Below are 22,870 nucleotides of genomic sequence, written 5' to 3'. Positions count from 1 at the left end.
CCTCTGGTTTTACTCCTAAAGCTTGCAAATAATGGGCTAGTTGATTTGCTCTGGTGTTGAGTTCACAGTAGGTTAGCTGTTCATCTTCAAATACTACTGCTACTGCATCAGGTGTGCGTTCTACTTGAGCCTCGAATAACTGATGGATGCATTGTTGTTGAGGATACTCAACTTCTGTATTATTCCACTCCCGCAGTAATTGATGCCGCTCAGATTCACTCAACAGTGGTAACTCTGACAAACGCTGCTGCGGATTAGCAACAACTCCTTCAAGCAACGTTTGCAAATGATCCGCCATTCGATGTATCGTCTTTTCTTCAAATAAATCAGTATTGTATTCTAAACTTCCAACTAGCCCCTCCTCTGTTTCTGTCATTTGTAAGGTTAAATCAAACTTGGCACTATCACTATTGCTTTCTAAGGGAGTTAAAGTCAAACCAGGCAACTCTAACGCAGACATCGGTGCATTCTGAAGCACAAACATCACTTGAAATAATGGTGTATAGCTTAAGTCTCGCTGTGGTTGCAGTTGCTCAACTAACAACTCAAAAGGCAAATCCTGATGTGCATAAGCTCCTAACGCTACTTCCCGCACCCTTTTTAGTAGCTCTTCAAAGCTGGGATTTCCTGCCAGGTTAGTTCTCAATACCAAGGTATTGACAAAAAATCCAATTAACCCTTCTATCTCTGTTCGGTTGCGGTTAGCGATCGGTGAACCGATCGCAATATCTTCCTTACCCGTATAACGCCATAGCAGTGTTTGGAAACCTGCTAACAGAGTCATAAATAAAGTACTTCCCTGCTGCTCACTTAATTTATTTAGGGATGTGGATAATTCTAAAGATAACTTAAATAAGTAGGTTGCACCCCGGAAACTCTGAATTGCTGGCCTTGGGTGGTCTGTAGGTAATTCTAATACTTTTGGTGCATTCTCTAAGTGCTTAAGCCAATAAGATATCTGAGTTTCGAGTACTTCTCCTTGCAGCCATTGTTTTTGCCAAACCGCGAAGTCTACATACTGTATTGGCAGTGCAGCTAACGGTGAGGGTTGTCCATCACAGAATGCTTGATAAAGTGTTACCAATTCGCGCACCATAACACCTATCGACCAACCGTCAGAGACGATGTGGTGCATTGTCAGTAATAATATGTATTCTTGTTTACTAAGTCTCAATAGCTTTGCTCTTACTAACAAGTCGCTGTTGAGAACAAAAGGTTTTTGTGCTTCTTGAGAAGCCTGTTGTCTGACTTCAGCTTCTTGTTGATTTAAAGGTAGCTCACTAATATCAAATATTAGTAATGTTAAGGGTGTCGCTTCAGAAAGGACAGATATTGCTTGCCCTTCTATTGTTTGGAAATTGGTTCGCAACGCTTCATGGCGACTGATAATTTCGTTGAAACTTTGTTGCAATGCTTCTAGATTCAATTGTCCCTGTAGGCGAACAGCAGCAGGGATGTTGTAGAAAGGACTGTTTGGCTCTAACTGGGCCAAAAACCATAAGCGTTGTTGAGCAAAGGATAGGGGAGCAGGACTTATTTGGGAACGTTTTGGAATAACTTCTAATTGTAAGTCAGAGTCAATTTCACCTTGTAAGCGCTTTTTAAGAAGCTCTTGCTGTACGAGTGAAAGCTTTGACCGTCGTTTTAAAACTTCATCTTTTTTTGTGTCCATAATCTCCCCTATCGAACTACGAGAACTAGCAATATTTTTTAATTTATAACTTTGACCTTCACATACTCAGGGATAGGCTGTATTCGCGTTAGGTCATTTTCTAAAATCAGCAAATCTCCATTTTTATCTATTTCCTGAAAACCTGAAAACTTATAAGATATGAACATCATGCGATTCCGATTATTTGAAATAAACTCGGCACGCAAACGGACATTACTATTTTTAGCCAATTTCATAATGTGATTTAGCATAATTGTGCCGACACCTCTAGACATGACGCGACAAGACATTAGCAAAAGTTTTAGAGTCCACACAACTTCTTCACATTCCAAAAGAACTAATCCAATTTTTCCATAATTCCCATATTTGTCTTCTAAACTGCTAATCAATATTTTATGCTGATCAGATTGTCGAAACTGATTCAAATCGTCATACGAGTATGTATAACCAGTTGTATTTAATTGATTTGTTCTTATTGTTAATTCTTCGGCTCTTTGTAAATCATCTTCTTGAGCAGAAGAGATAGTAAAAGTCATATTGAGTGTGGCTAAAAATTCTTCTTGAGTTCCAATAAATTCTTTCTCGAAACTATTTCGTTCTATATCATTAAGATACATTAGCCTTCTTAATTTTGAATCCTCTGTAATAAACCGAGGATTCATAACTGGCATATCTACAATATACTCTATTTCATCAGCATTAATACAGAGGATTTGTGGACAGGAAAATTTTACTTCTTCTAGTTCAAATAATTGATCGTCAATAAAAGCGATCGCATCTATCCCAATATTAAGTAAATCAGCAATTTCTTTGAGAGAAGATGCTTTAGAGTTCCAGTTGATTTGTGGATAGAAAAAATACTCTTTTAAACCAAATTCTTCTAGTTTGGCTATTGCTGTAGTAGGTTCGTTCTTACTAGCTATAGATTGTAGGATACCACGACGATCTAAAGTCTGAATAATATCTACTATATTTTCTCGCAGAAAAACTTTCTCATCTTCCAGCAAAACTCCGTGCCATAAAGTATTATCTAAATCCCAAACAACACATTTAATAACTTTTTTATCTTTTTCTTTACTATTTACATCTTGTTCTTTAATGCTAATCATATATAAAACTCTTTCTGTTCGGTGTACTTATCTTTGGGCAGTCAGCTATCAGCTATGAGTTTTTACCTGATAGCTCGTAGCTAAATCAAAAGCTCAGTCTACTTCTTCTTATTTTGTAAAGTCTAATTATCTTTATTTGCTGATAAAAAACATTATTTAAAAATAACATTTTTTTCTAATACAGTAGGAACAGTTGAAAAAAGATAATCCTGATAACCTGATTCGGCGATAGTAATTTCTTGAATTTGAGTACTACCTTCAATGATTTCCATAATTTTAGAGTCTCGTAAATACCTTTCAACTGGGTACTCATTACTACAACCATTGCCACCATGAATTTGCACGGCATCATTTGCTATTTTGGTAGCCACTGTCGATGCAAAGTACTTTGCAATAGAAGTCTCCATAATTGAGTTGGGGTCGTTAATATCTTTGAGATAACCAGCCTGATAACATAACAGTCTTGCTGCTTTCACTTTAGTTATCATTTGAGTAATCATTTGGCGGATTAATTGATGTTCTTTCAGATAAACGCCAAACTGTTTTCGTTCATTTGTATACTTGATACAAGCTTCTAAACAAGCTTGAGCAATACCTACACAACCCGATGCTACACTATATCTACCATAATCAAGTGCAGAAGATGCAATGTAGGAAAATCCAAATCCTAATTTACCTACTAAATTTTCTGAAGAAATATGACAGTTATTAAACAGCAATTCTGCTGACATTGAAGCCCTAACACCTAAAATACCAGACATTGGTTTGACAGAAAGTCCTGGGCTATTTTTTTCAACTAAAAAAGCTGTGGGTTTACCCTCGCATTTAGCAAAGACCAAAAATACATCTGCTATTTGTCCATAGGTAATCCATTTTTTTTGCCCATTCAAGACATAAGCATCACCTGCAAGTGTTGCTGTTGTTTCTACACTTTTAGCATCGCTACCTACATTAGGTTCACTCAATGCGAAAGCAGCTATGATTTCTCCAGATGCAAATTTGGGCAGCCAATACTCTTTTTGAGACTTATTACCCCATTTACACAAAGCATAAGCAACCATGTTGTGAACTGTAAGCAAACTCCGTACAGAAGAACATCCCCGTCCAATTTCCTCGTTGAGAATACCATAAGTAATCATGTCCATTCCTTTACCACCATATTCCTGGGGTAATATGGCACCGAGAAAACCATGTTCGGTGATTTTCTTAATTAGTTCTGGTGGAGTAAATTCTTTTCTATCCCATTCCCCAGCACTAGGATATATTTCCTCATTAACAAAAGCTCTAAATTTAGCTTGAGCATTTTTTTGTTGGGCAGATAGTTCTAGTTTCATAATATCATTTATGCCACCTAAAATGGCAACGTATGTTTCTTACTGCACGAGAATAGCAGTTTTACGTTCAATTAAATTGACGATAGAGTTGATTGTGCGAAAATTTTCAAGCTCTAAATCATCGTTCTCAATGGTAATCTGAAACTCTTGCTCTACAAACAAAACAAGTTGCATGGCAAACATAGAATTGACAAAACCGAGCGCAAAAATATCTTCATCTGGTTGCAAATCATGATTGCCGAAAAATTTTGAAAGGAAATTTTTGATTTTAGCTTTAATTTCATTCATTTGTCTTGATTATTCCTATTTACTGATATGCGTAAAATCCTTTACCACTTTTTCTACCATGTAACCCGGCATTTACCATTTTTTTGAGTAAGGGGCATGGTCTATACTTACTATCGTTAAAGCTTTCATATAAGACTTCGATAGAAAATAAAATGGTGTCTAAACCAATCAAATCTGCTGTTTCTAAAGGCCCCATTTTGTGACCAAAACAACTTTTAAAGATTTTGTCTATATCTTCTGCTGTAGAAACTTGGTCTTGCAATAGAAAAACAGCTTCGTTAATAGTTAACATCAACACTCGGTTAGAAACAAAACCAGGTGAATCATTAACAATGATACATTCTTTACCCATCTGAGCTAGCATTTTTTTTGCTATCTCAATTGTTATATCAGAGGTATGATATCCACGAATCATCTCCACCATCGGCTTCATTGGTACAGGATTCATAAAGTGGATACCAACAACTTTATCAGCACGCTTAGTAGCTGAAGCAATCTGGGTAATGGGAATTGCTGATGTGTTAGCAGCGAATACGCAATTTTCTGGACAGATAGAATCTAGTAGAGGATATACCTCTTTTTTAATATCCCACTTTTCTGTGACATTTTCTACTACAAAATCTGTATTTTCTAAAAATTTATAGTTGGTAGAAAATTCTATTTTATTGAGTATACTATCTGGGGTTTCTGTATTATCACTTTTTTTGAAAAAACCCTGAAAGCGGATATTATTCCTGATTTCGTGTTTAGCTTTATCTAGGGTATTTTCTGAAATATCTACCAGGATAACTTGATGGCCTGTTTGAGCTAGGTTTTGTGCGACCCCTATTCCCATTACCCCTGCACCAACAACACCTACTGTTTGAATATTCATAACTTCAACTCATCTCCGTTTGGATATTATTGTATTTAAGTTAGTTTTTGCATTAAAAGAGAGAGGCCGATAAAGGAATAGGATGACGATGCTCATCAACATAAAATTTTTCCCAATCTATTTGCACTCCTGTCAACCAAAGCCTACCCAGTGTTTTAAGTAAGAATGCTAAGTCTGATTTATTATCGTAAGAATATCTAAGAGAAGGTAAGATAATTTGACTAACTGCTGGATTATTTTCTATACATTGCAGTGCAAAGCTACCTAGAGTCTGTCCAGGGCCTATTTCTAACAAAATAGGATATTGTTGTTTCCACAACTCCTGCATACCCTGAGCAAACAACACAGGTTGACAAAGATGCTTAACCCAATAATCGGGATTTGTAGCTTCTGCTGCTGTTATCCAAGTTCCTGTAACGTTAGATATATAGGGAATTTTTGGTGGTTGGAGGTTAAATGTTTTTACCAACTCACGTAAGTCAGAGGTAGCACTCTCCATCATCTGAGAGTGAAAAGCATGAGACGTTTCCAGACGGCGACAAGCTAAACCTTTTTGTGTTAACTGTTGTTCTAAAACTTCTATAGCATTGGTTTCACCTGCGATTACACTCATGTGTGGCCCATTGACCGCAGATAGTGAGAGTTTATCATTGAGTCGGGGAGATATCTCTGTTTGCGAAAGTGGAACTGCAAGCATTGCTCCACCTGGCAACTTTTGAATTATCTGCGCTCTTGCAGCAATTAGTGTTAACCCCTCTTGTAAAGATAAAACCCCTGCCAAAGTCGCTGCTACATATTCACCAATGCTATAGCCAATCATTGCCGCCGGACGAATTCCCCAGGATATCAATAGCTGTGCTAGGGCATATTCAATTACAAAAATGGCTGGTTGAGCCAGGTGAGTTTGATTGAGTAAAGATTTAGCAGCTTCCATCTTTGCGTCTGCTGGTGTCTGGCTGCGACCTAACATTTTTCGCAAATCTAGACCGGGAGAATTTTCTTTGAAAGACTGTTGGTCTTGTTGAGAAGCTCTGTTTGGATATATTATATCTTGTAAATCTTTACCAACAAGGGGTTTGAGAAATTCACAACAGTAGTCAACTGATGCGCGAAATACGGGTTCAACTTGGTAAAGTTCCCAAGCCATGTTGACGTAATGAGTACCAAGTCCAGGAAACATAAAGGCTACAGGACGTTCTTCTGTTTCTTGGATGTTGGTAAGTACTCGCCTTGGATCTTGAAGTGCAACTAGAGCATCTTCTATATCTTGACAAACAACCGTCCGCCGATGTTTAAAAGCCTGTTGTTCGCGTTGCAATGTATGAGCAACATCTGCAAGGTTAAAATCACGATGCTGTCTCAAGTAATCTGCAAGGTTGACAGTAGCAGTTTTTAGTTCTGAGTCGGTCTTTGCAGAAATTACTAATAACTGCCAAGGGCGAGAAGGGCTAGTAAGCATTGTTTACAAACTCCAAAATGGCTAATTAACATTAGTAAGAATTATTTTTTGATGTTCTCATCGATTTATCCTATTGTGACTAAGGTTAGAGAGACGCGATAAATCGCCGTCTCTACAGGGAATTTATCCGTCAATTAGTTCTTGACAGACTACTAGTTTGAAAATTGCACATCAAGAGTTTTTTTTATATCCCCACTTGTTTCATTTCCAGATAATTGTTCTAACTCTTCTATGAGAATTTCTTCAATCACCAAAGCTAATTCATCGATGGTGGGGGCTTCAAAAAGAGAACGAACAGGTAGTTCTATTTGAAAGTTTTTGCGAAGTTGAGAAATGAGTACAGTTCCCGTTAGGGAGTCTCCCCCTAGTGCAAAAAAGCTGTCATGAATACCTACTGGCTCAATACCTAGTAACTCTTGAAAAACTTCAACTAATTTTTGTTCTACATCATTACTAGGAGCAACATAAAGATTTTTCAAGTTCGGTCTTGAGTGACGAGAAGATAAATTAACTTTTTGGGCAGTAGTTTTCTGGTGTAAAGGCTTTAATCTAATCCATTGGTCAATTCTAGATTGTAAATTACCAGTTGAGACAACTATTTGATGATATTGGCTCCACAAAAGAATCTGTTCAAGGGTCTTAATACCTTCTAAAGGTTCGATGGCGAATTCAGCCAATCTTGTACTAGTAGGTATTTGTAAATTTTCTGATCCAAATCGCCATGTATCCCAATTAATACTCATCCAAGGAACAGGATTTTTCTGATTATGCTGGTAAGCAAAAGCGTCCATTAAAAGGCTTGCTGCTGAATAGGTAACAGAGCCTAATCCTCCTAAAACGGAGGTTAATGAAGACATTAATAGACAAAAATCAAGCTTTTGGGACTGTAAAACCTTTTCTAATACTAATAGTCCCTGTTTCTTTGCTTGAAATTGCTGTTCGCACTGCGTTGGGTTTATCTCTGTAATAGCACTAAATGAATTCTCTAGAGCTATCTTGGTTGTATGAAACACTCCGTTTAGTTGACCAAACTGCTCTTGGGCTTGAGCGATCGCACTTTGCATTTGTGCTACATTAACTACATCAACGCTCTTGATTAAGACTTCTGCGCCCAGATTTTCTAGTTCCTGCACTTTCCGAATCTTACCGCTGATGTTATCTTGCTCATCGTGAGTTTTCAGCCACTCTAACCACTCCTGTCGGTTGGGAAAACCTTCAGCCTCTAAAAGCAGCAGTTTTGCCTGTACTGTCTTTGCTAGATGTTCGGCTACTACAAGTCCTATTTTTTCGAGTCCACCAGTAATTAAGTAGACTCCTTTTTCTCTTAACCTGGGTGTATCCAGAAGGTTTGCATCTAATTGGACAGACTCAAAGGTTTGTACCCAACGTTCCAAACCACGGTAAGCAATAACTGAGTCAGAGGAATTGGCTTTAAGTTCTGTCAGTAGTTGTTCTACAAATTTCTCTTCTTGCCAACTTTCTGATAAGGGAATAATAACATCAATGCTATGACATTTAATATTTGAATATTCTTGTGGGATAACCTTAACAAGTCCAAGTAGGGTTGCTTTTTCTGGGCAGAGATTTTCAACTCCAGTTACAGCTTGCATATTGTTGGAGATAACTGCAAGCTGTAACTCATCAGTGAAATTCTGTTTTCCTAGCGCCTGTGCCAAAAACAGCAAACTCTGAAATCCTTGTGTTTCGGCTGTATCAAAGTTTGCACATTCTGACTGGCTTACACTCCACAGATGAATAATTCTTTTTGGTATTAAATCTTGAGCGCGAAGTTCTTTGAGTAGGGTATTGTAATCATCCTGTTGTTGAGGTGCTATTGTATATGCACGCTTGCCCAAATGCTTCTCTGAAGATTCGCTTTTGCTGCCAAATTGCTCCCCAACTCTGATGGTAATTACATCATGACCTTCAAGTTCGAGGCGCTTCACGATTTGAGCGCCTAACCCATACTCATCGACAAATACCAACCAACGTTCTGCTTGTTTGACCTGACTGTTTGACTGTGGTGGTAACGAACGTTTCCATGAAGGGATGTAAAACCAGTCAGCAATGTTGGACTTTTTGCTAAATGAAACTTCTTCTTGTTCATGAAGTAACGCTGTAAATGCTGCTGGTGCTTTTTGCGGTGTTTGCGTAGTAGCTTGAGCGACAATTATGTGGTCTGTGAAAGGTGCGAATTCTGAGAAAGCTGTCACCTGCACAAAACCATGAGATTTGAGTTCTTCTTGCCACTGCTCTTTGGATAAAAAGGGATTGCACATGTTGCGATCGCTTTCTGGGTTCTCTATCGGATTCATCAGCAGCGCATCAATGAACTCAAATTCTAATCTGGGTTGAGTTGTTTCCCAAAATAGAAGTAAACCTCCAGGAGCGAGTAAAGAGCGAATGCGATCGAGAGTTTCTCCAATATTTCGAGCTACGTGCAGCACTTGGAAAGCTACAATTACATCAAAGCTGTGATTTGAGTATCCTTGTTCTTGTAGCGATCGCTCAAGGTCTAGCAATTGGTATTCAATAAATGGATAATCGCTAAATTTCTTCTTAGCTGCATTCAGGAAAAAACCTCCCACATCAGTGAAGGTATAATTTGTTTTCTCTGATGGCAATATAGGTAATAATTCTCTCGTGCCAGTACCAGTTCCAGCCCCAAGTTCTAGAATTCTGAGATTTACTTGAGGTGGTAATGATTTTAATACCTGTTCTAGGCATATCCGCATGATGGAGTTGTAGTACTTATTTTCAGGCGATTCTTGGACTGAAAATTCTCCTGATTTTAATAAGGTAGAAACATGGAACTCCAATGGTTCTTTTTTACCAGTCAGCAGAGATACCATATTTTCGCCATACAGTTGCAGCAAATCTATTTGTTGCGGTGTGTCTGCCCATTTGGCTCTGACTTCTACCAATGTTTTATTAACAAAGTCTGTTGATATTGGTAAAAAGTTAGTAAATAGTTCTTGCTCTCCATGCAATTGACCTTGCTCTACCAATATTTCCAGCCATCGACCGAACAATTCTCTATAGGAAGGAATAATCTGACATTGGTCAAATAACTCTTCCAGAGAATACTTTTTAGTGGGATTGCTAAAAGCTCCTAAATGTGCAGTTGTAAGATTAATATAAGCAATACATAAACGATCTAAACACTCCCTTTTCGCTTGAGAAATTTGCTCGTCAAATTCCAAAGCCCCTGCACTAGCTTGAAGTTGACCAGCTTCTACCAAAGATTTCCAAAGCTTTGATGCTGTTAATGTGGGCTGGATATTTCTTTGTGCAGGTAATAATTTTTGTGGTTCAATCCAATATCTTTGTCGCTCAAAGGGATATGTTGGCAAGGGAAGGCGATATCGGCGCTCATGGGCATGAAATCCCGACCAATCTATCTTGATTCCCTCAAGCCATAGTTGTCCTAATGTGTTGAGGATAAAAGTAACGTCAGATTGTCGCTCATAAGCATAGCGCAATGAGGATAATATTACCTTGTTATCATCAGGAACATTATCTAAACATTGCATTGCTAAACTGCTTAATGCTTGTCCTGGGCCTATCTCCAACAAAATAGGATTGTGTTGTGTCCACAACTGATGTATTCCATCAGCAAATAGCACCGGTTGGCATAGATGCTGTGTCCAGTAGCTGGGATTTGTGGCTTGCTCTGCTGCGATCCAAGTTCCTGTAACGTTAGATATATAAGGAATTTGCGGTGGTTTGAGACTGATATTTTTAACCAGTTCGGTGAAAGAGTCAGCGATCGCTTCCATCATGTAAGAATGAAAGGCATGAGAAGTCTGCAATTGCCGACAGGCTAACCCCTTAGCACTAAACTTGCCTGCTAGTTCCTCTATAGCCTGTGTAGTTCCCGCAAGTACACATTGGAATGAGCCATTGACTGCTGATAAGGAAAGGTTTTCATTCAAGAAAGGTTGCACTTCTTCCTCTGTTAAGGGAACTGCTAGCATTGCTCCCCCTGGCAACTCTTGAATCATTTGCGCTCTTTTAGCAACAAGAGTAATCGCATCTTCTAGAGACAATACCCCGGCTATTGTTGCGGCCACATATTCACCAATGCTGTAACCAATCATCGCTACTGGACGAATGCCCCAGGACATCCATAATTGAGCTAAAGCATATTCAATGGCAAACAATGCTGGCTGAGTGAGGTATGTCTGATTTAATTTTTGGGCGGCGGGATCTGCTGATTGAGTATCACGACCAAGCATTTGGCGTAAATCGATACCTGATTTTTCTTTTGTTGCTTCTTGCTTGGCGGAGGAAGTAGGATAAATAACTTCTTTGAGATTAAGACCTAACAGAGGTTGAAACAACAAGCAACAGCGATCGAGGTGTTCGCGAAAAGTTGGTTCTAATTGGTATAATTCAGAACCCATGTTGATATAATGGGTTCCCAAACCAGTAAACATAAAGACTACTGGGCGCTGATTCGTTTCCTGAGTGCTAGTCAGGACTCTTTTAGGATTTTGGAAAGCTGCGATCGCATCTTGAGTATCTTGACAAACAACTGTGCGCCGATGGCTCAAACCATGCCGCCCAACTTGCAATGTATAAGCTACATCTGCAAGGTTAAGTTCTGGGTGCTGTTGCAGGTGATTGACCAAATTTGCAGTTGCTGTCTCTAAAGCTGAGTCAGTTTTAGCAGAAACTACCAGCAATTGATACTTTCTCCCCTGCTCCCCTGCCCCTCTGCTCCCCTGCTCCTCTCCTGGGGCTTCCTCTAAAACAACATGAGCATTAGTTCCACCGATGCCAAAAGAACTAACCCCAGCCCGGCGAGGAGTTCCGTCTATTTTCCATTCATGAAGTTGAGTATTGATGTAAAAGGGGCTGTTAGCGAAGTCAATCTCAGGATTGGGTTCTTCAAAGTGCAGGGTAGGCGGAATCATCTTGTGTTTGAGCGCCAGGAGTGTTTTGATCAAGCCCGTCACACCAGATGCTGAACTCAGGTGGCTGACATTAGTCTTGACTGAACCAATAGCACAGAAGTTCTTTTTGCTAGTTCCGGCACTAAACACCTTTTTAAGTGCCCTAAATTCAATTGGATCGCCTAGAGGTGTACCAGTTCCGTGGGTTTCAATGTAGGTGATTGTTTCAGAATCAAAGTTAGCGATCGCCTGAGCCTCGGCAATCACTTCTGCTTGGCCTGTTACACTGGGTGCGGTGTAACTCACCTTCTCGGAACCGTCGTTATTGATGGCTGAACCTTTGATAACCGCATAAATGCAGTCCCCATCAGCTACAGCATCTTCCAATCTTTTCAGCACGACAATACCCGCTCCTTTACCGAAAGGGCTACCCTGTGCTTTAGCATCAAAAGCCCGACAGTGACCATCAGGAGAGGCCATGCCACCTTCTTGATAGAAATAACCTTGTTTTTGTGGAACTTGTATCGCAATACCACCAGCCAGTGCCATATCACACTGATAACTTAGCAATCCTCGACACGCCAAGTGAACTGCTACTAATGACGTAGAGCAGGCCGTACCGACGCTAATACTGGGCCCTTTTAGGTTTAATTTATAAGAAACTCGTGTGGATATAAAGTCTTTATCATTAGCAATTGTAATTTGTGACTCCAGCGCTTTAATGAGTTCAGGGTGTGAGGCCAGATTGTTAAGCAAATAGGTACTTAAGTTACCCCCTGCATAAACACCAATTAGATTTTTGTCTGTTTTCGGGTCATAACCAGCATTTTCCAGCGCTTCCCAAGCACACTCCAAAAAAAGACGTTGTTGCGGGTCCATGATTTCAGCTTCTCTAGGCGAAAAGCCAAAAAATGGAGCGTCAAACATCTCAATGTCTTGTAACACAGCCCCCGCTTTGACGTACTGAGGGTCATTCAACGAAGTTGGGTCTACGCCTGAAGCGACTAACTCGTTATCAGTAAAGAATGAAATTGATTCCACACCGTTACACAGATTCTGCCACAATTGATCGACATTTTTGGCTCCTGGAAAACGACCACTCATGCCAACTATGGCTACACCTTTCAACTGGTTACTCACGTGTTCTCCTCCTTTGCTTCATTAGTTGCATTTCTTCTTCCATAACCTCCTGTTGCCTCTTAGCACGGTTATATGCTTGCCCAAAGGCAGGTTCTTCAGCCTGTTTTCGACTTAGATATTCTGCTAAGGCACTTATGGTCGGATATTCAAACAAGTCAGCCGTTGCGATATCACTATTAAATACTTGTTGCAGTTGGCTGCGAACTTGGACTATTAGAAGGGAATTGCCACCGATTTCAAAGAAGTTGTCTTGTATTCCCACCAAATCTTTCCCAAGAAGTTCTTTCCAGATGACAGTAAGCTTTTGCTCAATCTCATTTCTGGGAGCAATATAGGCACTACTGAGCGCAGGTTGTGATTGTGTCGGTTTAGAGAGATTATACTTTTGTGAGGCTTCTTGGAAAGGTTCTGAGTTAAAACCATTATCCGGCTCAACTCGATTTAAGAAATCACGGGTTGATACTAGAACCTGGGTAAGTGTACTTCCGAGAATGCGGTCAAACGCCTCTATACTCTCTTTTGGTAATAACCCTTCCTTGAGAATAGCAGGTTTGTCCTGCATACCAGAGCCAACTGTGGAAAAAACAGTAGACGGAGAACCTAACCGCGCAGGAGAAGCTACAGTTTCTTTTTTTTCTTGACTAATTTCGCCTTCCGAAGCAACCAGCGCTTTCAAAGCTTCCTGATTCTGCCAAGATACCACAATCTTACCGATATGTTTGGCTTTAGCCATGTATTCAAAGGCGGGAGCTACTTCTGTAATTGGAAATATCTGATGCGGTAGGGAATTAAAATTACCATCTTTAAAGTGTTGCACTACTTCGTGCCACGTAGAAATAAAGTCAGGGAGATCATTTCCTACATCTGTAGCAAAGAACGATAAGCATTTCTCAAAAGGTCGTAGACCTAATTGGCTATTGTTGAGGATATCCCGCTTGCCGAGTTCTAGAAAGCGTCCATAGGGTGCTAGAAGTGAAAGGCTTTTAGTCATGAATTCTCCTGATAGAGAATTCAAAACCACGTCTACACCCTTGCCGTCAGTATATTTCATCACTTCATCGGCAAAAACCAAAGACCTGGAATCCATAACATATTCAATACCCAACGAATGCAGAAATGCTCGTTTTTCCGGGTTGCCTGCTGTGGCGAAGATTTTGGCTCCCGCCCACTGGGCTATTTGCACGGCAGCCATTCCAACACCGCCGGCAGCAGCATGGATAAGAACACGCTCACCCTGGCGAAGCCTAGCTAATTTTATCAAGGCATAGTAAGCCGTAATAAAGGCAACGGGAATTGTTGCTGCCTCTTCTAAACTAAGATGATCTGGTTTTAGTGCCACCAAAGAAGCAGAAGTCGTTGTGAATTGGTTAAAGCAAGAATCGCCAAAGGCCATAACTTCATCTCCTACCTCAAAACCCTTAACTCCTTCTCCCAGAGCAACTATTTTTCCAGAACACTCTCTACCGAAGTTGATACGAACATTGGGTGGAACAGGAAGCAGCCCCAACGCTATAAGCACTTCCTTGAAGTTAAGACCAGTCGCGCAGACTTCGATTTCTACCTCACCCAGACCTGGTTTTTGGCGTATGCTAGGTCGGAAAGTCAGGGTATTTAAGATGCCAGGGGAAGCAATCTCCAAAGAGAAGTTTTCGCTTGCAGAAACGGAAGAAATTTTTCGAGGTTTACCGTTAGACTCTTCAGCAGTATTTGTACCAATATCTACTTTCCTCATGATGAATTCTTCAATCTCAACCAGTTCGTTTCCCTGGTCATCCATGATGGTGATGTTAAATTTTAAAGTTCTTTCTCTGAACTGATTATTTTCTGTATATCTGATGTGGCTATATACTTTGCTTGGCAAAGATTTTTTTATTTTCAGACTTTTATAGGAAAACGGTAAGTAAACACCTTCGTTTTCAACACTTAGAAAACCTGTGGCATTATCCAATAAAGCAGGATGCAACTTATATGAATTAATATCGGTGGCAAATACTTCGGGCAGTTCTATAACAATCAACCCCCGATCTGTTCCTAATTTTGCCTGTTTCAAGTTATTCCATCTAGCACCAAACTCTACAAATCCTGTTTTAAGTTTCTGCTCTCCTTCTGGAATAATTATTTCCTTTTGATTACATCTTGCCTCAATTTCTCTGAGTTCTTGTTTTGCTGATGATTCTGCTTTTATACAAGCTATTTCGCCCTTGGCATGATCGATCCATTGCTTTGACCCTGAGTTTGATTGGCTTGTTACCAAAAATTCAAAGCCCTCTCCTTTCTTTTTCAGGACTGTACGAACTTCTTTTTCTTCATCATCTTCTATTACCAAGGGAGCTAAGAAAAATACTTCTCTAATCTCAATGGTTCCGTTCTTCGCATGATTTTCAAAAGCGGCTAAAGCCATTTCCAAGTAAGCTGTTCCCGGAAGTGTCGCCTTACCCATAGCCCTGTGTTCATCTAAAACCCAGTGTTTGATGACGCTAAATTTGCTGATGTATATCTCTTGCTCTTTCCCTTCAACTATACATTGATCGAATAAAGGGTGAGACACTTCTTTTAATTGAGATTGGGAAATATCCAAGATTGGTGTTGATTGCTTCATCCCCTCTTTCTGCCAGGAATCCCAGTTAATCGATACGGTAAATGTGCCATCTCGGTCGCTTTTATGACGAGCAAAAGCGTCAAGAAAAGCATTAGCAGCAACATTATCTACTTGCCCAAATTTACTTGCAATGGAAGTGATTGATGAACATAGAACAAAGAAATCTAGTGGAACATCCTTGAGAATTTTATTGAGAATTAATGTGCCTTTTACTTTAGATACCAGCATACTTTCTGCCATTTCTGGCATTTTTTGCAAAATCACGCCGCTAGCAGAAACCTCGGCTGCGTGGATCGCGCCATTGATCTGACCAAATCGCTTTTGGGCGAATGCGATCGCTTGTTGCATCTGTTCAAAATTGCTCACATCGGCGCTGACTACCAAAACTTCTGCACCTAGCTGTTTAAGTTTCTGGATTTCCCGAATCTGGCGGCTTGTGTTATCTTGCTCATCGTGAGTAGCTAGCCATTGTTCCCATTCTTCTGGTAAAGGAAAAGCTAAACCTCCCGTCAGGATCAGCTTGGCTTGTACAGTCTGTGCTAAATGTTGGGCTATGACAAGACCAATACCTTCTAATCCACCTGTAATGAGATAAACGCCTCCTTCTTTTAACCTTGATATTCCTTGGGTAGCTTTCTCCAATCGAATTGGCTCAAAAGTTTGTACCCAACGATGATTTCCACGGTAAGCAATAACCTTCTCAGAACTTAGGGCTTGTAGTTCGCAGAGCAGCTGATCCAAAAGTTTCGGTTCAGTCTTAACTCCCAATTGGGGAATAACAACATCAATGCTACGACAGATAATGTTTGAGTATTCCTCCGCAATCACCCTAACGAGTCCGAGTAAAGTCGCCTTCTCTGGGCACAGCAACTTTTCTCCGACAACTTCCTGCATATCGTTGGAGACAACCGCGATTTGATATTCATCAGTATGGTGTTTACTAAGTGCCTGAGCTAAAAACAACAGACTGTAAAATCCATTTTCTTGAACTTTGTCAACTTCCTCAAGTCTTAATTCTACGTAACCGTGGGGTGTAACACTCCATAAATGAACAATGGTTTTTGGGCGCTTATTTTGTGCTATAAGTTCATTGAGTAAGGCATCATAGTCATCAGGTTGTCGAGGATTAAGGATATATGCGCGATCGCTCGACTTTGTAAACGCTGACCCGATCCTCACCGTAATCACATCTTGACCCTCAAGTTCAAGTCGTTTTATCAACTCGGAACCCAAACCGCACTCATCGATAAATACAAGAGTGCAAGATAAAACTGACTTTTGACTTGGTTCAGGAGCAAGCAGCAGGGAGCGTTTCCAAGATGGGACATAAAACCAGTCGGCAATGTCCAGCTTTTTACCTAGTAGAGAGGTTGCAGGTAATTTCTTTTCACCCATCTTGAGAGCGTTTACCTGTATTTTGGGTTCAATCCAGTAACGCTGACGCTCAAAAGGATAAGTAGGTAAAGGTATACGATGACGGCGCTCATGGGTATAGAATCCCGACCAATCTACTTGTACTCCAGCCAGCCATAGCTGACCCAATGTATTTAACAATAATGCTACATCCGACTGACTTTCTTGTGCATAGCCCAAGGAAGTTAATACAATTTGCTGGGCTTCTTTATCAGAATGACGACGGGCGAATGCACTCAAAGTCTGCCCAGGGCCAACCTCTAGCAAAATGCGCTCTGGTTCTTTCAACAATTCTTGCATACTCTGAGCAAAGCGAACTGTTTGCCGCAGATGCCTGACCCAATAGTTTGGATCTGTCACCTCCGCTTCTGTAATCCAAGCTCCCGTAACATTGGATACAAAAGGAATTTTGGGAGGATTCAGTTTGATTTTTTTAACTTCCTCTGTGAATGGCTCTAAGATGGCATCCATCATCAGAGAATGAAAGGCATGGGAGGTATGCAGACGCATACACTCAATACCTTGGTCAGCTAGCTGCTTCTGTAATACCTCCACAGCATCTATGAAACCTGAAACTATGCAAAGAGATGATTCCTTAATCTCAGCTAGAGATAGTGTTTTGCCTAGCAGGGGTTGAACTTCTTTTTCTGAAAGTGGAATAGCAAGCATTGCACCTTCAGGCACCTGCTGCATGAGTTGTCCCCGCGCAGCTACTAGAGTTAAAGCATCTTCTAATGAGAGTACTCCTGCCAGACACGCAGCGACATATTCCCCAAGGCTTTCACCAATTAAAGCCTGGGGATGTATTCCCCACTCCATCCACAACTTTGCTAAGGCGTACTCGATAACAAAGAGCGCTGGTTGAGCAATTGCTGTCTGTTTCAATTGTTGCGCGGCTTCTTGAGTCTTTTCTGTGTTGGGGTAGAGTATATGTCGCAGATCAAGCCCTAGATGTGGTTGGAGAAACTCTGAGCAGATATCTACCTGCTCTTGAAACGTCGGTTCTGTCTGGTAGAGATCCAACGCCATATTTACAGACTGTACTCCTTGCCCTGGAAACATAAATACGACGGGAGGATCTAGGCGATCTTGGTAAACCTGAAAAACCCGTTTCGGATCTTGTGTTTCTAAAGTAGCGATCGCATCATTAATGTCATGGCAGATTACCATCCGCCGATGGTTGAAAGCTCTGCGACCAACCTGAAGTGTGTAAGCAACATTAGCTAGGTTAACATTTGAATGCTGCTTTAAGTACGCAGTTAAATTCGCAGTGGCAATTTCAAGCGCAGAGATGGTTTTAGCCGAGAGTACCAACAATTGCCAGGGTCTGGATTCTTCCGAATATTCGATCGGCGGAGCTTCTTCGAGAATGACAAAGGCATTGGTTCCACCATAACCCGACGAATTGACCCCAGTCAGACGGGGTGTGCGATCTGCCTTCCATTCAGAAACTTTGGTATTGACGTAGAAAGGACTGTTATTAAAATCGATTTGGGGATTGGCTTGTTCAAAGTGTAGACTAGGTGGGAGCAGCTTGTGTTTGAGCGCTAAGGTAGTCTTGATGAGACTTGTTACACCGGCTGCTGCATCTAGATGTCCGATATTGGTTTTCACTGAACCGATCGCACAGAAACCCTTCTTCTGAGTAGTAGTGTGAAAAGCTTTTTTGAGTGCAGTGATTTCAATGAGATCGCCCATAGCTGTTCCGGTTCCATGAGTTTCTATATAGGTTATATCCTCGGCATCTACTCCAGCATTTCTCAGGGTTTCTACAATTACCTCCGCCTGACCTTCTACACTAGGGGCAGTGAAATTTACTTTCAAAGAGCCATCGTTATTGACTGCTGAACCTTTGATGACTGCATGAATGCAATCTCCATCAGCAACAGCATCCTCTAATCTCTTTAATACGACAATTCCAGCCCCACTACCAAAAACAGTTCCCTGTGCTTTAGCATCAAAGGCTCGACAGTGCCCATCGGGAGACAACATTCCTCCTTGTTGATATAAATAGCCAGCTTTTTGTGGAACTTTAATTGAAACACCACCAGCCAAAGCCATATCACATTCTTCATTCAACAAACTTTGGCAGGCCAAGTGAACTGCAACCAATGATGTAGAACAGAAGGTTTGGATAGTAATACTAGGCCCTTTAAGATTTAATTTGTAAGAGACACTTGTAGTTAGAAAAGCTTGACCACTGCCATGTAAAGGTTGTAAAGCTCCATCTACAGGATTTATAGTATCGCGGTTTGGATAAAGGTTTTCTAATAGATAGGTGTTCATATTTGCCCCAGCGTAAACCCCAATCAAACCCTTATAGGTTTCAGGATCGTAGCCAGCGTTTTCAATTGCTTCCCAAGCACACTCTAAAAAGAGACGATATTGGGGGTCTATAACTTCAGCTTCTTTAGGTTCAAAACCAAAAAATGACGCGTCAAACTCCTCTACGTTTTCCAGTATAGATGCGGCTTTAACATAATTAGGATTATTTAACAACGCAGGATCGATATTTGAAGATACTAAATCACTCTCAGAAAGAAATGAAATTGATTCTACTCCATCCTGCAAATTTTGCCAAAACCGATCAATATTTTTCGCACCTGGAAACTGACCTGCCATACCCACTATAGCTATATCTAAACCCGCTAAATTAGAAAATGTTTCATCGATTTTCATTAGTACCTCTTTTATTAATTTTTTTATAAAGCGCTCTTCTGTTGCATTCTTTTTTCTCTTCGTCTTTGTCCCCGTCCGCTCCTTTCTTCCATAGGTTTGTCAGCCTGTTCCATATTTAAAGCTTTGCTCAAAGAACTGACTGTTGGACTTTCATAAAGACTGACTACAGGAATTTCTATATGTAATTCTTTACTTAATTGTGAAATAACTTGAACGCCTACTAGAGAGTCGCCACCGAGTTCAAAAAAGTTGTCGTGGATACCTACTAAGTCAATACCAAGTAGTTTTTGCCAAATATCTGCAATTGTTTGCTCAGTCTTATTTCTAGGAGCAAAATAGGCATTACTCAACTGAGGTCGTTGATGTACCGATTTCGACTGGTTAGCCTTGCCTAAAGATTCCAAAAGAGCTTGGGGATTAAAATTGCGATCGCGTTGAATCACAGTTGCTAAATCTTCAGTCGATACCACAATCCGAGGGACTGCACTGTTGAGAATATGTTTAAAAACTTTTATCCCTTCTGAAGGCAATAAAGCATCTATTAATAGGGATTTAGCATCAGAAATATCTTGTTTGTTAGCTAATCGCTTCACCGCCTCTACTGACATCCCAACATCTTGCCAATCAGTCCAGTTAATAGAAACTGTGAATGTCCGATCTCGATTAGTTTTATGATAAGCAAAAGCGTCAAGAAACTCATTGGCAGCACAATAGCCAACTTCACTAAATTTCTTTCTATAAATAATTGAACTAAGAGATGAACAAAGAATTAAAAAATCTAACTTAACATCTTTCAAAAGGCTATCTAATACTAGTGTACCCTTGACTTTAGGGGCCATAATATTTTCTGTCATCTCTCGCGTTCTTCGAGAAATCACACCCGCATAATCAGCAATTCCTGCACAATGAAGAACACCATTGATTTGGCCAAACTGTTTCTGGACTGTTGCGATCGCTTCTTGCATCTGTTCCAGGTTAGCTACATCAGCGTTCAGTACTAAAACTTCTGCACCTAGTTCTTCAAGTTCCTTTACTTTCAAAATTTTACGACTGATATTATCTTGGGGATCGTTAGTAGCTAGCCATTGTTCCCACTCTTGTCTAGCAGGAAAAGCTGAACGCCCGATCAAAACTAGTTTGGCTCGTACCGCCTTTGCTAGGTGTGACGCTAGAGCAAGTCCAATGCCTCCGAGTCCACCTGTGATTAAATACACTCCTCCTTGCCTTAATTGCGATCTTCCACCCTCTGCTTCTTGCAATTTGACTGCTTCAAAGGTTTGCACCCAGCGATGAAAACCACGGTAGGCAACAACTATATCGGAGGATTGTATTTGTAGCTCATTTACCAGCTGATTTACAAGTTTCTCCTCTTGCCAACTTACTTCTTTTGGAATCACAACATCAATGCTACGACAGTTGATATTTGGATATTCTTGAGGAATGATTTTAACAGTTCCTAGTAGAGTCGCCTTTTCTGGGCATAGCACTTCTTCTCCAGTGACTGAGTGTATATTGTTGGAAATGACCGTTATTTGAAGCTCATCTACGATACGCTGTTTTCCAAGTGCTTGAGCTAAAAACAGCAGACTATAAAAACCTTTTTCTTGGACTTTATCAACTCCTGCAAGTCCAGATTCAATCTGACTAACAGAAGTCACATTCCATAAATGAACAATCGTTTTTGGGATCTTGTCTTGTGCTACTAGTTCATTGAGCAGGGCATCATAATCATCACGTTGTGTAGGATTAAGGCTATATGCACGCTCATTCAACTTAGTAAACTTTGACCCAACCTTCACTATAATTACATCCTGACCATCAAGCTTAAGTCGTTTTACTAGTTCTTCTGCCAAGCCGCACTCATCGAGAAACACAAGAGTGCAAGACTTCTGAGTGATCAATTCCTTCTGGTTCAACAATACAGTAGGTACAGATTGTTTCCACAAAGGTAAGTAGAACCAATCGGCAATATCTGGCTTTTTGCCAAATGACACAGGTTTAGCACTATTATCCTGTCTCTGTTTATAGTCTTCAATCCAGTAACTCTGCCGCTCAAAGGGATATGTTGGTAGTGGGAGACGATGACGGTGTTCGTGGGCGTAAAATCCTGACCAATTTACCTGTACTCCATATAGCCAGAGTTTGCCTAGTGTGTTCAGTAAAAATGCTGTATCTGACTGTTTTTCTTGAGGATGTCGTAATGAACAGAGTGCTGGAGAATCTGAATGCTTTTTAACAAAAGTACACAAGCTGCTTCCTGGCCCCACTTCTAGCATGATGCAATTTGCCTCTTGCTGCAACGCAGAGATGCCTGCTGCAAACTGCACTGTTTGGCGTAAATGTCTTGCCCAGTAATCGGGATCTGTGGCTTCTTCTGCTGTTATCCAGGTTCCTGTGAGGTTAGAGATAAAAGGAATCTGCGGCGGATTTAGTTTGACTTTTTTAACTTCTTTGATGAATGGCTCAACGATCGGTTCCATCATCGCAGAATGAAAGGCGTGAGAAGTATGCAACCGGCGACACTCTACACCTAATGCTGTAAGTTGCTCATGAATCCTGTCTACAGCATTATGGGTTCCTGAAACTACGCACAAGGAAGGAGCATTGCTGGCGGCTAAAGATAAATTTTCATTTAGTAAAGTTTTAATCTCTGCTTCTGTTTGTGAAACCGAAAGCATAGCACCTGCTGGAAGTTGCTGCATCAGTCGTCCACGGATAGCTACTATTGCCAAAGCATCTTCTAGGGAAAATACACCAGCAAGGCAAGCTGCTACATATTCTCCTATGCTATGACCAATCATCATTTGGGGAGAAATGCCCCATGACATCCATAATTTAGCCAAAGCATATTCTATGACAAATAATGCGGGCTGAGTCATATCAGTTTGTTGCAGTCTTTCTGCTGCGGCTTTTGACTCAGATTCGTTGGGATAAATCAGCGATACTCCTGCGGAGTCACTTCGTGAACGCAAATCCAACCCAAGATGAGGTTGCAGCAATTGACAACATAAATCAACCTGTTGTTGAAAAACCGGCTCAGTTTGGTAAAGTTCTTTACCCATGTCCACATATTGAGCGCCTTGTCCAGGAAACATGAAGACGATGGGGCGATACTCCTGCGGAGTCACTTCTCTACGAGAGGCTGCGCCAACGTGAACGCCACTTTCAACTAAGCGAGTGAAAACTCTTTCTGGATCTTGTAAGGCGCTGACTGCATCCTCGATATCTTGGCACACCAGCACGCGACGATGATTGAACTCAGCACGCCCCACTTGCAGGGTATAGGCTACATCTGCAAGATTAAGTTCTGGGTGCTGTTGCAGGTGATTAGCCAAATTTGCAGTTGCTGTCTCTAAAGCAGAGTCAGTTTTTGCAGAAATTACCAGCAATTGATACTTTCTCCCC

At 40.7% G+C, this 22,870-nt stretch carries 9 protein-coding genes; all 9 read right to left on the bottom strand.

The features are described 5' to 3' along the window. Nucleotides 1–1,672, bottom strand: a 1,672-nt coding sequence (locus CDG79_RS30685; RefSeq protein ID WP_143855624.1) for a condensation domain-containing protein, incomplete at its 3' end; no start/stop codon positions are given. A gap of 38 nt (nt 1,673–1,710) precedes the next feature. Continuing rightward, nucleotides 1,711–2,781, bottom strand: coding sequence for an HAD-IIIC family phosphatase (locus CDG79_RS30680; protein ID WP_094345492.1), 1,071 nt, complete (start codon nt 2,779–2,781; stop codon nt 1,711–1,713). A gap of 152 nt (nt 2,782–2,933) precedes the next feature. Next, a complete protein-coding gene (locus CDG79_RS30675; RefSeq protein WP_094345491.1) occupies nt 2,934–4,115 on the bottom strand; it encodes an acyl-CoA dehydrogenase family protein in 1,182 nt (393 codons plus the stop codon). A gap of 39 nt (nt 4,116–4,154) precedes the next feature. Beyond that, nucleotides 4,155–4,403 (bottom strand): acyl carrier protein, encoded by a 249-nt coding sequence (locus CDG79_RS30670; protein ID WP_094345490.1) that lies wholly within the window; start codon nt 4,401–4,403, stop codon nt 4,155–4,157. A gap of 19 nt (nt 4,404–4,422) precedes the next feature. Then, nucleotides 4,423–5,277 (bottom strand): 3-hydroxyacyl-CoA dehydrogenase family protein, encoded by an 855-nt coding sequence (locus CDG79_RS30665; protein WP_094345489.1) that lies wholly within the window; start codon nt 5,275–5,277, stop codon nt 4,423–4,425. A 52-nt stretch (nt 5,278–5,329) separates the two neighbouring features. Continuing rightward, a complete protein-coding gene (locus CDG79_RS30660; protein WP_094345488.1) occupies nt 5,330–6,736 on the bottom strand; it encodes an acyltransferase domain-containing protein in 1,407 nt (468 codons plus the stop codon). Between the two features lie 152 nt (nt 6,737–6,888). Further along, nucleotides 6,889–12,774, bottom strand: a complete 5,886-nt coding sequence (locus tag CDG79_RS30655) for a type I polyketide synthase (protein WP_262985854.1) — start codon at nt 12,772–12,774, stop codon at nt 6,889–6,891. Continuing rightward, a complete protein-coding gene (locus CDG79_RS30650; protein WP_094345487.1) occupies nt 12,767–19,465 on the bottom strand; it encodes a type I polyketide synthase in 6,699 nt (2,232 codons plus the stop codon). Before CDG79_RS30650 ends, CDG79_RS30655 begins: the two co-directional genes overlap by 8 nt. Nucleotides 19,466–19,488: 23 nt before the next feature. After that, nucleotides 19,489–22,870: type I polyketide synthase (locus CDG79_RS30645; RefSeq protein ID WP_143855623.1), on the bottom strand; the 3,382-nt coding region annotated here is incomplete at its 5' end.

The organism is Nostoc sp. 'Peltigera membranacea cyanobiont' 232 (assembly GCF_002245985.1).
Lineage (GTDB): Bacteria > Cyanobacteriota > Cyanobacteriia > Cyanobacteriales > Nostocaceae > Nostoc.
The sequence above is the reverse complement of the archived record's forward strand: the minus strand, read 5'-3'. Positions and strand labels throughout refer to the sequence as shown.